The 13,944-nt window shown below is 68.6% G+C and carries 14 protein-coding genes; 3 read left to right on the plus strand and 11 right to left on the minus strand.

Features of this window, described 5'->3' with window-relative positions; translation table 11 throughout:
- Both VML93_RS28040 and VML93_RS28045 read right to left on the minus strand, forming a co-directional pair.
- Window positions 1-810: hypothetical protein (locus VML93_RS28040; RefSeq protein ID WP_325615519.1), on the minus strand; the 810-nt coding region annotated here is incomplete at its 3' end.
- A gap of 113 nt (window positions 811-923) precedes the next feature.
- Entirely contained in the window at window positions 924-1,541 is a 618-nt protein-coding gene (locus tag VML93_RS28045) for a carbonic anhydrase (RefSeq protein ID WP_325615520.1), read from the minus strand.
- On the opposite strand from VML93_RS28045, the gene VML93_RS28050 reads away from it, so the two are divergent.
- Window positions 1,540-2,454: an A/G-specific adenine glycosylase gene (locus tag VML93_RS28050; RefSeq protein ID WP_325615521.1), complete on the plus strand. Its 915-nt coding sequence runs from the start codon at window positions 1,540-1,542 to the stop codon at window positions 2,452-2,454. The genes VML93_RS28045 and VML93_RS28050 overlap by 2 nt on opposite strands.
- Window positions 2,455-2,458: 4 nt before the next feature.
- Here the strand turns inward: VML93_RS28050 and VML93_RS28055 are convergent, their stop codons facing one another.
- The 8 genes from VML93_RS28055 to VML93_RS28090 form a co-directional block, all read right to left on the minus strand.
- Complete coding sequence (locus VML93_RS28055; RefSeq protein WP_325615522.1) at window positions 2,459-3,955, minus strand: NADH-quinone oxidoreductase subunit C; 1,497 nt, start codon at window positions 3,953-3,955, stop codon at window positions 2,459-2,461.
- Window positions 3,952-5,418, minus strand: coding sequence for a proton-conducting transporter membrane subunit (locus tag VML93_RS28060; protein ID WP_325615523.1), 1,467 nt, complete (start codon window positions 5,416-5,418; stop codon window positions 3,952-3,954). The genes VML93_RS28055 and VML93_RS28060 overlap by 4 nt, the downstream gene beginning before the upstream one ends.
- On the minus strand, window positions 5,418-6,080 hold the full coding sequence (locus VML93_RS28065) for a hypothetical protein (RefSeq protein ID WP_325615524.1): 663 nt from the start codon (window positions 6,078-6,080) through the stop codon (window positions 5,418-5,420). Before VML93_RS28065 ends, VML93_RS28060 begins: the two co-directional genes overlap by 1 nt.
- Window positions 6,077-7,027, minus strand: a complete 951-nt coding sequence (locus VML93_RS28070) for a respiratory chain complex I subunit 1 family protein (RefSeq protein ID WP_325615531.1) — start codon at window positions 7,025-7,027, stop codon at window positions 6,077-6,079. The genes VML93_RS28065 and VML93_RS28070 overlap by 4 nt, the downstream gene beginning before the upstream one ends.
- 5 nt (window positions 7,028-7,032) lie before the next feature.
- Window positions 7,033-8,949 carry a proton-conducting transporter membrane subunit gene (locus tag VML93_RS28075; protein ID WP_325615532.1) on the minus strand — a complete coding sequence of 639 codons (1,917 nt, stop codon included), beginning with the start codon at window positions 8,947-8,949 and terminating at the stop codon, window positions 7,033-7,035.
- Window positions 8,950-9,017: 68 nt separating this feature from the next.
- Window positions 9,018-9,506: an NADH-quinone oxidoreductase subunit B family protein gene (locus VML93_RS28080; protein WP_325615525.1), complete on the minus strand. Its 489-nt coding sequence runs from the start codon at window positions 9,504-9,506 to the stop codon at window positions 9,018-9,020.
- Between the two features lie 5 nt (window positions 9,507-9,511).
- Complete coding sequence (locus VML93_RS28085) at window positions 9,512-9,844, minus strand: lsr2/espR transcriptional regulator (protein WP_325615526.1); 333 nt, start codon at window positions 9,842-9,844, stop codon at window positions 9,512-9,514.
- Window positions 9,845-9,940: 96 nt separating this feature from the next.
- The gene (locus VML93_RS28090; protein WP_325615527.1) at window positions 9,941-10,714 is read right to left on the minus strand and encodes an alpha/beta hydrolase; all 774 of its coding nucleotides are present in this window, start codon (window positions 10,712-10,714) and stop codon (window positions 9,941-9,943) included.
- A 59-nt stretch (window positions 10,715-10,773) separates the two neighbouring features.
- Between VML93_RS28090 and mhuD the strand changes: the two genes are divergently transcribed.
- Complete coding sequence (gene mhuD, locus VML93_RS28095) at window positions 10,774-11,094, plus strand: mycobilin-forming heme oxygenase MhuD (RefSeq protein WP_325615528.1); 321 nt, start codon at window positions 10,774-10,776, stop codon at window positions 11,092-11,094.
- Window positions 11,057-12,436 carry a serine hydrolase gene (locus VML93_RS28100; protein WP_414686467.1) on the plus strand — a complete coding sequence of 460 codons (1,380 nt, stop codon included), beginning with the start codon at window positions 11,057-11,059 and terminating at the stop codon, window positions 12,434-12,436. The genes mhuD and VML93_RS28100 overlap by 38 nt, the downstream gene beginning before the upstream one ends.
- Here VML93_RS28100 and VML93_RS28105 read toward each other — a convergent pair whose 3' ends face one another.
- On the minus strand, window positions 12,437-13,885 hold the full coding sequence (locus tag VML93_RS28105) for a PE-PPE domain-containing protein (RefSeq protein ID WP_325615530.1): 1,449 nt from the start codon (window positions 13,883-13,885) through the stop codon (window positions 12,437-12,439). It lies immediately after the preceding gene.
- Between the last annotated feature and the right edge of the window lie 59 nt (window positions 13,886-13,944).

Here is a 13,944-nt window from a genome sequence, read left to right on the forward strand (position 1 = left end):
GGGTGCGGGCGCCGGTCCCGGCGCCGGCGGCGCCTCCGGCGGTGCGGGGGCCGCAGGAGCACCCGGCGCGGGTCCCGGCGGCGGTGGCGGCTGGTTCAGGACGAACGGAACCGGCTGCGAGCGCAGGTTGCCCAGCTGCACCACGAGGTTGTAGGTGCCGGCCCCGATCGCCGGCCGCGGCAACGGGCAGTGCGACGCCGAGCCCATCCCGGTCCAGGTCACCGCGGTCGTCACCTGCTCGCCCGGCGTGAAGGTCTTGACCAGCGTCTCGTTGGACGGCGCGCAGTCCAGGTTGGACCACAGCCGCTTGTTGTCCAGCGAGTACACGTAGGCCGCGAGCACCGCGGCGCCGACGTCACGCTTGCAGGCCACCAGCCCGATGTTGGTGACGACCATGGTGAATTTCGGCTGGTCACCGACGAAGTACTGCGGCGCGTTGGTCAGGCCTTTGACGGCCAGCGTCGAATCGGGGCAGTCGTCCCCCTCCTTCAGCACCGGCGGCGGTTGCACTGCGGCTGTCTGCGTCGGAGTCTCCGGGTTCTGTCCCTGTGGCGGGTTCGGTCCTTGCGGCGGCGCCGCCGCGGGGCTGCCTGGCGGGGGCGGTGCCTGGGGCGCGCCCGAACCGGGGTGGCTTTGCGCCGAACCCGGTTTCTCGGCACTGGCGGGTTTGGCGCCGGCGCTGCTGCTTACGAAGGCAATGATCGTCGCAACCGCGATCCCGATCACGACCACCGCAATGCCCAGCGCCAGACCTCTGCGCCGCCAGTAAATCTCGGTAGGTAGCGGGCCACGCGGTTCAAGATCCAGCACATTCACACCGTAGGCCCAGGTCACGCCGACTTGTTCGACCCGCCTCGGCGTGTCGCGAGGTTAGCTGGCCCCCGAACATGTAGGGGCCGGGGAATTCCGGCCCCTACTCCCCCCTATTCCCCTATATCGCCGACGTGGTCGACCAGCTCCGCCTTGCCTTCGGCGAGCTGGTAGGTGACGCCGGCCAGCGCCACGGTCCCGGCGTCCACCCGCTCCGCGATAGCCACAGAACGCGTCGCGAGCTGCTGCAGCGTCTCGCTCACGTGCCGTTGCTCGAGCTCGTCGACACGGCTCAAGCCGTCGCGCCGGCCCGCCAGGATCGACGGCGTGACGCGTTCCACCACGTCCCGCACGAAACCCCCCGGTATCGCGCCTTTGTCGATTGCGTCGATGGTGGCCTTGACTGCGCCGCAGCTGCTGTGGCCGAGGACGACGATGAGCGGCACGCCCAGCACGGTCACCGCATACTCGATGGAGCCCAGCACCGCCGAGTCGATGGCCTGCCCAGCGGTGCGAACCACGAACACGTCGCCCAGACCCTGGTCGAAGATGAGCTCGGCGGCCACCCGGCTGTCCGCACAGCCGAAGATGACCGCGGTCGGCTTCTGACCGGCGGCCAGGCTGGCTCGATGCTCGACGCTCTGGCTCGGGTGTGCTGGCTTGCCGGCAACGAATCGCTCGTTACCCTCTTTGAGTGCTTTCCATGCGGTTACCGGGTTGGTGTTGGGCATGGCCCACATTCTGCCGGAAGCCGCGGTGATGGCCAGCCCATCGCAGATCCCTTCAAATGAACTTCTGGGGTGGTACGACCGGTCGCGCCGCGACCTGCCCTGGCGCGAGCCCGGGGTGAGCGCCTGGCAGATCCTGGTCAGCGAGTTCATGCTGCAGCAGACGCCGGTTGCCCGGGTGCTGCCGATCTGGACCGAGTGGGTGCGACGCTGGCCCACCCCGTCGGCTACCGCCGCAGCGAGTGCGGCAGATGTGCTGCGCGCCTGGGGCAAGCTCGGCTATCCCCGGCGGGCCAAGCGGTTGCACGAGTGCGCCACGGTGATAGCCCGTGAGCACGGCGATGTGGTCCCCGACGACATCGAGGTCCTGCTGACGCTGCCCGGCGTCGGCAGCTACACCGCCCGGGCCGTGGCGTGCTTCGCCTACCGCCGGCCGGTGCCGGTGGTGGACACCAATGTGCGTCGCGTGGTGGCCCGCGCCGTGCACGGCCGCGCCGACGCCGCGGCGCCGTCGGCCACCCGCGACAACGCCGACGTGTCGGCGCTGCTGCCGGATGACGAAACGGCACCGCGCTTTTCGGTGGCGCTGATGGAGCTGGGCGCGACGGTGTGCACGGCGCGGGCTCCGCGGTGCGGGCTGTGTCCCCTTGACGCCTGCGCGTGGCGCCGTCGCGGTTATCCGCCGGCAACCGGGCCCGCCCGGCGCGTCCAGAGCTACGCCGGAACCGACCGTCAGGTCCGCGGTCGGCTGCTGGATGTGTTGCGCAACAACGACTCTCCGATCACTCGCGCCCAGTTGGACGTGGCCTGGCTGACCGACACCGCCCAGCGCGACCGGGCGCTCTTCTCGCTGCTCGACGACGGCCTGGTGACCCAGACCGCCGACGGTCGGTTCGCCTTGGCGGGCGAAGAGTAACTCCTCACAGATCGTTGGCGGCATAGGACTGGTTGAAGCTTTTGTTGGCCAAGGGGAAGTCGGGAACGATGGTGTCGGCCATCGCGACGGGCAACGCGGGCCAGTTGAACCAGGACGGGTCGACGATCTTGGCACGGGTGATGCGATCGGCGTCGTCGATCTCGACGCGGTGCACGATGGTGCCGCGCCAGCCCTCGACGATGCCTCTGCCGCTACGGCCGCCGCGGGCGCTGCGGTGCGCGGGCAGGGGTTTGGTCAATGTTGTCGGACCGGTGTGGGATTCGATCAAGTGGCAGGCCAACTCGGCGGCGGCGGCGAACTCGTCGCGACGCACGGTGTAGCGGGCCAACACATCACCCGCGACGGCGCCGACCTCGGTGACGGGCAGCGCGGTGGTGGGGTGCTCGAGCCTGGCGTCGGTACGCATACCGCTGGCGCGTGCCACGTAGCCGAGGCATCCCAGGGCGGTGGCATCTGGCAGGTTCAGCGCGGCGGTCCCGGCGAACCGGTCGTATACGCCATTGTTGCGCAGGGTGAGTTCGGCGACCTCGGCGACGTCGGCCGCCACGCAGCGCAGCCGGGATGTGTCGGGCAGCGCCCGCAGCGTGACCGCGCCCGGGCGGACGGCGCCGCGCAGCAGCCGATGTCCAGTGACTGCGGCGTTGAGCCGCAACAGCTCTTCACGGATGCGCAGAGCGTGCGCGTTGGCCAGCCCGAATCCGACGTCGTTGGCCAGCGCGCCCAAGTCGGTGATGTGGTTGTAGAGCCGTTCGAGCTCGACGAGCAGGGCGCGCAGCCGGTGCGCCTCCTCCGGCAGGTCGACACTGAGCGCGTCCTCGACGGCCAGGCTGTGGGCAAGCGCGTGCGCGACGGAGGTATCGCCGCTGACACGTTCGGCCAAATCGACCGCGCCGCCGGCCCGACGTCCCTCGAAGAGCTTTTCCAGGCCCCGGTGGACGAACCAGAGTCGGGCCTTGAGCCGCAGCACCGTTTCGCCCGCCACCGAGAAGCGAAAATGGCCGGGCTCGATCAGCCCGGCATGTACCGGGCCGACCGGGATCTCATACACCCCGGGCCCCTCGACCGTGACGAACGGGAAATCGCCGGCCCCGCCGAATTCCGACGATTCGGGCGTGGGCCCGGCGGTGCCGCGCATGGGGTGCCATGCCTCGGGCCAGTGAGCGTGACGCACCAGCGGGCGCAACTTGGGGTGTCCGACCGGCCGGACCCCGTAAAGGTCCACCATTTCGCGCTCGAACCGGCCCGCCGCAAACGACAGGTAAGCCAGCGAACGCACCGACGGATCATCTTTGGGCACAACGCATTCGAGCTCCACACGACGATCGGGCCAGCCGGCGAGGAACAGGTAGACGATGCGGAATTCGGCACCGTGGTCGTGGGCCGCCACCAGGCCCAGGCGAAACCCGCCGCCCAGCAGTTCTGCTGCCTTCTCGGCGAGATCATCCTGAGACAGCCTGTGGTTCAGAAGGTTACGAGTCACGGCGAGGCCCCGACGATGCCGGCCGCGGCGGTGAACAGGGCCGCCAGCGGGCCCGCGGTGACACCGAGGGCGATCGATGCCGCGACGCCGAGCAGCAGCGCCGCGGCCACCGTCGGCGGAACGGCGATCGCAGGTGCGCCGGCGTCGCTGCCCAACAGGATCCGGCCCGAGTTGCGCGCCAGCGCGGCGAAGGCGACCGCGATCATGAGCAGGCCGGCGCCGAGGACCCAGGTGAGCCGGGCGTCGACCAGCGAGCGAACGATGGCCAACTCGCTGGCGAACATCGCGAACGGCGGCAGCCCGAGCAGCACAACCACCCCGACGGCGAGCGAGACACCGATCAAGCGGGACCGTTGCAGCACGGCGGTGATGTCGGCGATCGCCGTCGAGTCGTGTGCGGCCTGCAGTTGACCGCTCGCCAGGAACAAAACGGTCTTGCCGATCCCGTGCGCCAACACGTGCAACAGCAGCGCGGCGATCGCCAGCGTGGTTCCGGCGGCCGCCGCGATCGCGATCAGGCCGAGGTTCTCCATCGAGGAGTAGGCCAACATCCGTTTGATGTCGGGTGTCACGGTCAGCATCAGTGCCGCGATCACCAGCGTCGCCAGGCCGATTACCAGCAACCCCGAACGCATGAAGGTGGGTTTGGCGGCGGCGTCGATGATCGGCCTGATGCGGATCAGCACCGAGAACGCCACCGAGAGCAGCACTCCGCTCATCAACGCCGAAACGGGTGCCGGAGCCTGACTGTGGGCGTCGGCCAGCCAGGTGTGAAACGGGAACAGCCCCGCTTTGGCGCCGTAGCCGATCAGCAGCAGCCCTCCGGCCAAGCGAGCGGTGCCGGGATCAAGACCGCCGGCACGAGCGGTCAGCACGTCGAGATTCAAGGCCGCCGCAGCCGGCGCACCGGCGTGCTCGGCGGCGTAGTACAGCAACACGGTGCCCAGAAAGGCGATCGCGATGCCGACCGAGCAAATTATCACGTACTTCCAGGTCGCCTCGACCGCTCCGCGGGTGCGGCGGTGTCCGACCAGAAATGCGGTGATCACCGTGGTGGCTTCGATGGCGACCCAGATGACGCCGATGTTGTTGGCGCACACCGCGAGCACCATCGCCGCCAGGAACGCGGCAGTCAGCGCACCGTACGCCCGAGCGCCGCGCGCGTCGGTGTGGCCGTGGGCGACCTCGGCGTCGATGTAGCCGATGCTGGCCCAGGTCGCCAGCGTGGCGACGACTCCGATGACGACGAGCATGGTGACGGTGAGCGCGTCCACCCGCAGCAGCCCGCCCAGCGCGAAGCGGGCCGCCGATTCGACGCGCGCGCCCAGTGCGACGCCGCAGCCGAGCACGGTCACCGCCGACGCGACGATCAGCGTGGCGGTCACCCGGCGCCATCCGCCGAGGACGACGGCGATCGACGCGACGATCGGCGCCAGGATCGCGGCGAGCAGTAGGCCGGTCATCAGTCGTGCAGCTCCTGTAGCGCATCGAGGTCCACGCCGCCGAAGGTGCGCGACAGCCGGCCAGTCAGAACGCCGATCACGATGACGGCGAACAGCACGTCCAGGGATGCGCCGAGCTCGACGATCAGCGGCACCCCGGCCGTGAGCAGGAAGGCGGTCGCGGCGATTCCGTTGTCCAGCATGAGGAATCCAGCCGCCTGGGAAAGTGCGTGCCGCCGCGTGACCATCACCAACAGCGCGATGAGGACCACCGCCGTGGCTGCCGGTACCGCGTTGGTCGAGGCTGCGGGCTGTAGGTTCACCAGGGTGCGCGTGGCCGCGAAAGCGGTGAGCGTCAGCGCAGCGGTGACCAACAGCGATGTGGCGGTGTTCATCAGCGGGGTGGCCTCGCGGTGGGACGCCGGCTCAGCTCCGAGCGCGCGGGCCAGCAGCCACGGCAGTACCGAGGCTCGCAGCACCAGCACCGCGGCGCCAAGGCAGATGAGCACACCGTCGCCGCCGTACCCGCCGCGCAGGATGGGGATCGCCGCCAGGGCGACGCCCTGACACGCCAGCAGGCGGATGATGGCGGTCAGGTCGCGGCGCCACACGATCAGGACCGCGGCCAAGGTCAGGGCGCCCGCGGCGAGGTCGACCAAAACGGTGAAGCTGTTGTACGTCACGCCGGCACCGCGAAGAAATTGGCGGAGGTCACCGCGAGCAGCGCGAGCAGAAACGACCCGGCCAGCAGTTCGGGCACCCGGAACAGTCGCAACTTGGCAACGAACACCTCGACGGTCGCCAGCAGCCCCGCCAACAGGGCGACCTTGGCGGCCGACGCGACGACGCCGACGACGATTTCGACCACGCCGGGTTGGCGACCGGCGATGCCCCACGGCGCGAACAGGTTTGCCAACAGCGCCAGCAGGACGGTCAGCCGCATGCCGGCCGCCCACTCGACCAGCGCCAGGCGCGGGCCGGCGTATTCCAGGACCATCGCCTCGTGCACCATCGTCAGCTCGAGGTGGGTGGCCGGGTTGTCCACCGGAAGGCGCCCGGTCTCGGCGACGATCACGATCACCAGTGCGGCGAAGGCCAGCACCGCGGTCAGCGACACCACCTGCCCGGGGTGTGTGGTGGTATTCGATACCAGCGCACCGAGATTGGCGGATCCTGCCGGGATGGACAGCGCGAAGACGGCCAACAGAATCGTCGGTTCGACCAGGGCCGCGATGGTGATTTCGCGGCTGGCGCCCATGCCGCCGAACGAGGTGCCGGTGTCGATGCCGGCCAGCGTCAGCGCGACGGTGCCCACGAACAGCAACCCCACCACCGCGAACAGGTCCGCGCCGGCGTCCAGCGGCGATCCCGTGGCGACCAACGGCGCGATCGCGGCTATCAGCAACGTCGACCCGGCCACAACGGCCGGCGCGGCCGCGAACACCACAGTTGTGCCGAGTGGCCTGATCTGTTGCTTGCCAAGCTGTTTGCGTATGTCGCGCCATGGCTGCAGCAGCCCGCCGCCGGCGCGGCCCTCCCACCGGGCCCGGACCTGCCGGGTCAGGCCGACCACCAGCGGCGCCCCGGCCATCACGGCGCCGATCTGCACCGCGCCGGCGACGTAGGACAGCACGTTCATCGGGCCACCACCAACACCACCAGCACGCCGAGGGCGCCGTAGGCCAGGTACAGGTGCACGCTGCCGGTGTGGGCCCGTCGGGCGATGTCCGCGCCAGCGAGCACCAGCCGGATCAGCGGTGTGTAGCAGCGCTCCTCGATCGCATCGGCGATTCTGGTGCGGTAGGTGATGCTGTCGGCCATGTAGCGCGACTCGGCGACGTGAGTGACCTCGATGTCGGTATCGGGACGCAGGATGTCGTCGAATACCCGTTGTAACGGTTCGGCGAACGACGTGGCCGTGTACTGCATGCGCGCGGTGAGACCGTCTGCGCCACAGGCCCATAGCGGCAAGGTCGCCGGTGCCGGACGCCGCCACCGACGCCAACCCGCCAGGGTGGCCGCGGCCAGTGCGGCCGCCGCGAAGCCAACGGCTATCACCCCGGGCGCGATCGAGCCCTGCAGGCCGGGTAGCCGCACGTACGTTCCGAAATCGGTGATCTGCACCGCCCGGGCCGGGGGCAGCGCGGTAACCGCGCGGCGCAGCGCGGGTGCGACGGCCGAGGGCGCCACGGCCAACATGATGCAGGCCGTCGCCGCGATGGCCATGCCCGCCAGCATGCTTCCCGGCGCCTCGCGGGCCTGGGCTGCCTCGGGGCTCCGGGGCCGGGCAAGGAAACCGATCCCGAACGCCTTGACCATGGCCGCTACGCCCAGCCCCGCCGTGAGTGCCACGGCGCCGACGGCCGGCGGCGTCGTCAGCGCCAGCAGGGTCGCGTTCCCCGGTGCCGCGTGGATCAGCGACTGGACCAGCAACCACTCGCTGACGAAGCCGGCGCCCAAAGGCAACCCGCACGCCCCCAGCGCAGCCACCCCGAACAGAGCGGTGGTGGCAGGCATCCGGCGGGCCAGGCCGCCCAACCGGTCGAGGTCACGCAGCCCGGTCGCGGCCAGGACGGACCCGGCCGCCAGGAAACCGAGGCATTTGAACGCCGCGTGCGCGATCAGGTGCAGCATGGCCGCCGCGGCGGCGATCGTCGCCGGCCGGTGCGCACCGCAGGCGTCGAACAGCGTCGCGGCCCCCAGGGCCAACACGATCAACCCGAGGTTCTCGGTCGTCGAATAGGCAAGCAGCCGTTTGAGATCCGTGGCCACCGACGCTTGCACCACGCCATAGAGCGCCGACACCGCGCCGACGGCCAGCAACGTGAGCCCCCACCAGCGCGGTCCCGGCCCGAGCAGTTGCAGGTCGACCCGGCAAATGCCGTAGCCGCCCAGGTTGACCATCGCGGCGCTCATCAGCGCCGAGACTGGGCTGGGCGCCTCCGGGTGGGCGCGCGGCAGCCAGGCATGCAGCGGCACCAGTCCGGCCTTCGACCCGAACCCCGCCACGGTCAACACAAACACCGCGGTTCGCGCACCCTGCGGTATCGGGTGTAGGTCGGCGAACCGGTCCGCGCCGCCGGTCACCGACAACACCATCAGCCCCAGCAGGATCGCCACGAACCCCAACTGGGTCATCACCGCGTAGACCAATGCGGCGGAACGAACCTGCGCGCGGCTGTGCTCGGTGGCGACCAGCACCAGCGACGCGATCGCCATCAGCTCCCAGGCCAGCAGGAACGTCGACACCGACGCGGCGGCGGGAACCAGCAGCATCGCCGCCACGAACATCGGCAACACGGTCAGCGCGACGCGGCCCAGATGTCCGTGCCGGGTCCCGTGTCTGCCATAGCCCCCCAGGTACAGCCCGACGGCTACCGCTACTGCGCCGGTGATCGCCATGAAGAAGCCGCCCAGCGGATCCAGGCTGAGCCGCACGCCGGACAGCGGCAGCAGCCAGCCGATGCGGACTTCGCGAGCCGGACCGAACATTCCCAGCGCGCCTGCCCACACCCCGGCGGCGCCGGTCAGCGATGTCAGTATCCCCGCGATGGCCGAGCTGAAGTCATTGCGGGGCAACAGTTCTGGGGCAGACGCCACACTGGAGGCCGGCCCTGCGGTCACTTGCCGGTCACCGATCTGACGGCCGCGACGATCTCGCTCGGTGTCGGCGGGCAGCCGGGAATCTCCACATCCACCTCAACCAGCTCATCCACCGCTCCGGCCACGCCGTAGCCGTTCCCGAACACCCCTCGGTTCAGGGCACAGTCCCCGCAGGCGATCACCACCCGCGGTCGCGGCGTCGCGTCGATCGTGGCCAGCAACGGACCGGCCATGTTGCGGGTCACGACACCGGTCACCAGCAACGCGTCCGCGTGACGCGGCGAGGCCACCAACCGCGCACCGAACCGCTCGAGGTCATACACCGGGCCGAAGGCGCCCGAGATCTCTATCTCGCAGCCATTGCACGAACCCGCGTCGACGTGCCGGATCTGTAGCGAGCCACGCACTCCCGCAGGAGGTTCCATCGCCTGCTCGGGCGCCGGGGCGGCGGGCTCGGGGGCTTCGACGATCCGGCCGACCGCCAGCGCTTTGCGAATCCAGCCCATGACCGCTACCCCGCGCCGGCCCGCAGGTCCTCCAGCACGGCGACGCGGCCGCTGAGCACCCCGGTGAGAACCTTGCGCGCCACCATCAGCAATTCGGCGATGTCCGGCGAGGCGATCGAGTAGATCATCGTGTTGCCGTCCCGCAGCCCCTCGACCACGCCGGCGCGCCGCAGCACGCCCAGTTGCTGGGACAGGTTCGAGGCCTCGAGGCCAACCTCGGGCAACAGTTCGCCGACCGTCTTATCCCCTTCCACCAGAAGCTCGAGGACCCTGATCCGCGCCGGATGCCCGAGCGTCTTGAAGAACTCGGCCTTGACTTTGTACAGGGGTTCTGTCACGGCCCAATCTCCTGAAGACTTATGATTTCCTATATTCGATCAATTGAAGAATTTATCAGATAGTGCTGTGGCCGTCGTGCCGAGCGATAAAGCGCCTCAGTCGCGTGGTTGGACGCCCGCCAGGAACGCCTCGACCGCCTCCCGGTACACCTGCGGCGCTTCGTCGTGCACCAGGTGACCAGCTTCAGGAACGCGCAAATACGTTGTCGAATCGTCCTTTTCAGCCATCTTCAGCATTTGCCCCGGAGGCGTGACGGAAGTGCCGGCCTCGATCAGCAGCGCCGGCGCCCGCACGGCCGACCACTGGTCCCAGTAGTCGCGGGTGCCCCACTCGGCGGCGATGTCGATCCACCACGAGGTGTGACCGTGCAGCCGCCAGCCCGTCGCGACGCGGTCGAAGGCTTCCAGGAAGTACTGGCCGGCGATGGATCCGCCGAATTCGGCGAATATTTGCTGCTCGGAATCGAATTCGACCGGAAGAGCCTGCAGCCAGGGCTCCCACTCACTGGTGGTGCGGCCGCGGAAGTCCGGCGCCATGTCCTCGAGCACCAGCGCCGACACCAGTTCCGGGTGCTCGGCGGCCAGACACCAGGAGTGCAGGGCACCCATCGAATGCCCGATCAGCCGGACCGGCGCCCCGAGCGACGCCACCGCGTCACCGAGATCGGCCACGAACCGTTCGGTGCTGATCGGGTGGGAGTCGAACACGTCGCGGCCGCGGTGCCACGGCGCGTCGTAGGTGTACACCGTGCCCAACCGGGTCAGCCACGGTATCTGACGCGGCCAGGTGGTGCCCCGGCCCATCAGGCCGTGTACCAGTATCAACGGCCCGCCCTGTCCGCCGTGGTGGGTCAACAGGTCGCTGGGCATACTCCCATCTTGCGTGACCTGCTCGCTTGCCGGGCACCCGGCACAGGTAGCCTAGCGGCATGCCGCCAGTGGTGAAGATCAACGCAATCGAGGTGCCCGCGGACGCCGGCCCAGAGCTGGAAAAGCGGTTCGCCCACCGTGCGCATGCGGTCGAGAACTCTCCCGGTTTCCTCGGCTTCCAGCTATTGCGCCCGGTCAAAGGCGAAAACCGCTACTTCGTGGTGACACACTGGGAGTCCGATGAAGCATTCCAGGCGTGGGCTACCGGGCCCGCCATCGAAGCCCATGCCGGCCACCGGGCCAACCCGGTGGCGACTGGCGCGTCGTTGCTGGAATTCGAGGTTGTGCTGGACGTTGCCGGATCCGGCCAGCCGGGGTAGCCGGCGCCGGGTGCGACACCGCGCGACGGCACTGGGCGCCGCCGCGGCACTCGTCGTAACCCTGACACCCGGGTGCGCCCCTTCCCCCACCCCCCCGGCGAACGCGGCGAACCCAAGCAGACAGATCGACACCAGGACGCCGGCGGGCCTTCGCGCCCAGCAGACCCTGGACATGCTCAATTCGGACTGGCCCATCGGCCCGGTCGGGGTCCGTACGTTGGCCGCGGACGACAAGGTCGACTCGGTGACGACCACCATGGAGGGGCTCTGGTGGGATCGCCCCTTCACGCTGGACGGCGTCGACCTCGGCACCAGGGTCGCCACCCTGCATCTGACCTCCTCGTACGGCGCGCGACAGGACATCCGACTGCACACCGACTTGGGCAGGTGGGTCGACTCGTTCGAAGTCGAAACGCAGGCGCCGTCGATCAAGTCGTGGCGTGACGTCGACGCGGTGCTGGGCAAGACCGGCGCGCGCTACTCCTACCAGGTGGCCAAGGTCGACGACGGCCGCTGCGAACCGGTAGCCGGCACCAACACCGGCGAATCCCTGCCGCTGGCATCGATTTTCAAGTTGTACGTACTGCACGCGGTGGCGACCGGGGTGAGGAACGGGACGGTGTCCTGGGACGATCAGCTGACCGTCACCGACAAGAGCCGGGCCGTAGGCTCCTCGGGCTTGGGATTGGTTGCCGGGGACCATGTTTCGGTTCGCACGGCCGCCGAGAAGATGATCGCCACCAGTGACAACATGGCTACCGACCTGCTGATCGAACGGTTGGGCACGCATGCCATCGAGCAGGCGCTGGCCAGCGCCGGGCACCACGACCCGGGCAGTATGACGCCCTTCCCCACCATGTACGAGCTGTTCTCGGTTGGCTGGGGTAAGCCGGATGTGCGCGACCAGTGGAAGCAGGCGTCGTCGCCGCAAGTGCGCGCCCAGTTGCTGCAGCAGGCGAATTCCACTCCCTACCAACCTGATCCAATCCGGGCCCACACTCCGGCCTCCAGCTACGGGGCGGAATGGTATGGCAGCGCCGAGGACATCTGCCGGGTGCATGCGACATTGCAGGCCGACGCGGTGAACCAAGCCGCGCCGGTCCGCAAAATACTGTCCGCCGTGTCAGGTATCCAGCTGGATCGCAACGACTGGCCGTACATCGGTGCGAAAGCCGGTGGCCTGCCGGGCGACCTGACGTTCAGCTGGTACGCCGTCGACAAGACACAACAGCCGTGGGTGATCAGCTTTCAGCTGAACTGGCCCCGCGATCACGGGCCGACCGTGACCGGCTGGATGTTAAAGGTCGCCAAGCAGGTTTTCGCTCTGGTGACCCCGCAGTAGCTAGAGGTACCCGTCCCACGGCGGTATCTGTCCGAGGTCAGCGAATGCCGCTCCCTCTGCGGTCGTGAGGAGCGAGAGTGCTGTCACGCTGGGTTGGCCGACGTTGACATGCAATCCCGGGTCCAGCACTGGGAGATACGGGTAGGCGCTGGGGAACTCGGACGGCGGCAGCCAGCCGTTGTCCACCCCAAACGCGTTCAGCCCCTGCACTGTGCCGGTAATCAGGTCGTGCCCGATGACCGGCAAGTCAGGGATCGCAAGCAACGAAGCCGGAGTCGGGATATTGGCGTACTCGCCGCTGCCGTAGCCCATGTCCACAATCACCCGCAGGTCGGGCTGGACGAGATCGGCCACCGCGTTTCCGAAGGTCCCCATCGCGCGCAGCGGTTGGAGCAGCGGCAGCGTGTTGTCCAACGACATGTAGTAGGTCGTGTGCCCGGTGTAGTCGGGTGAGGTGGGCAGCTGATAGTAGGTTCGCGCGTTGGTGTACGCATGCTGACCGTTGAACGCGCCCACGATGGCGTTGAGGTCCGACACAACGTTCAGCGGGTAGCGGGGAAAGTTGCTGATGGCGTCGTACTGGTTGGTGTAGACGGCGGTCGTATAGGGGCTGTCCGGAGGTGTTGCGCCGTTGGCGAGAAGGTCCAGCACCGGGATGTATCCTCCGGTAAAGCGTTCCAGGACACCGCCGTTCGGGTTGTTCGGGTCGCCGGTCAGGATGAACGACAACTTGCCCGCGTCCGGTGATCCGGCGGCCATCAGGTTGCGTATCTCGTTGGTGAGAATCACGGCGCTTTGCGACGTGCCCCACACCGTCACCTGGTTTCCCGCCGCCAGCTCTGTGCCGATCGCCTGTCCGACGAGTGTGGTGCCTTGCGCGACAGACTGCCCTAACGTCAGGCCACCGAAAGCTGGTGTCAGGGGCCAGAACTGCTCGGGTGTATAGACCAAAGTGTTGACTGCGGTGTTCGACAGGTACAAATCCGTGATCGGCTTCAACGTCCACGTCGAGAACGGGTTATTGGTGCCACCCACGATCAGGCCGACAGACGAATCCGTGGGGACGGTGATCGGCGTGATGTCGGTCGGCGGCTTGCCGAACACTTGCTCGAAGTAAGGGATCAGCGGCGCTTCCAGCGTGGTGATGTCGTCGCGCAGCACCTGAAGCGCTTGCTGCTCGGCCTGCAGATAGGCGTCCGTGGCAGCGACCAACGTCTGGGCGAACTGCTGCAGCCGACCGGTCGCCCTGGCACCGAGCTGCAGATACGCCTGGGCGTGGTCGTTGAACAATGCCGTGACCGTTGCCGATACCTCGTCGGCTCCTGCGGGCAGCACACCGCTGATCGACAGCGCTGCCGCCTGGTGTGCGTCTGACAGCATCGTTTCGATGCGGCCAAGGTGTTCTGACGCCGGCTCCAGCAGGCCGGGCACTGCCCTGAGCTCACTCACCGCAGCGGGCCTCCAAGTGTGTGCTCAAGTACGTTCGGACAATTCTTATGCGGCGGGTG

Source organism: Mycobacterium sp. (assembly GCF_035499775.1).
Taxonomy (GTDB): Bacteria; Actinomycetota; Actinomycetes; order Mycobacteriales; family Mycobacteriaceae; genus Mycobacterium.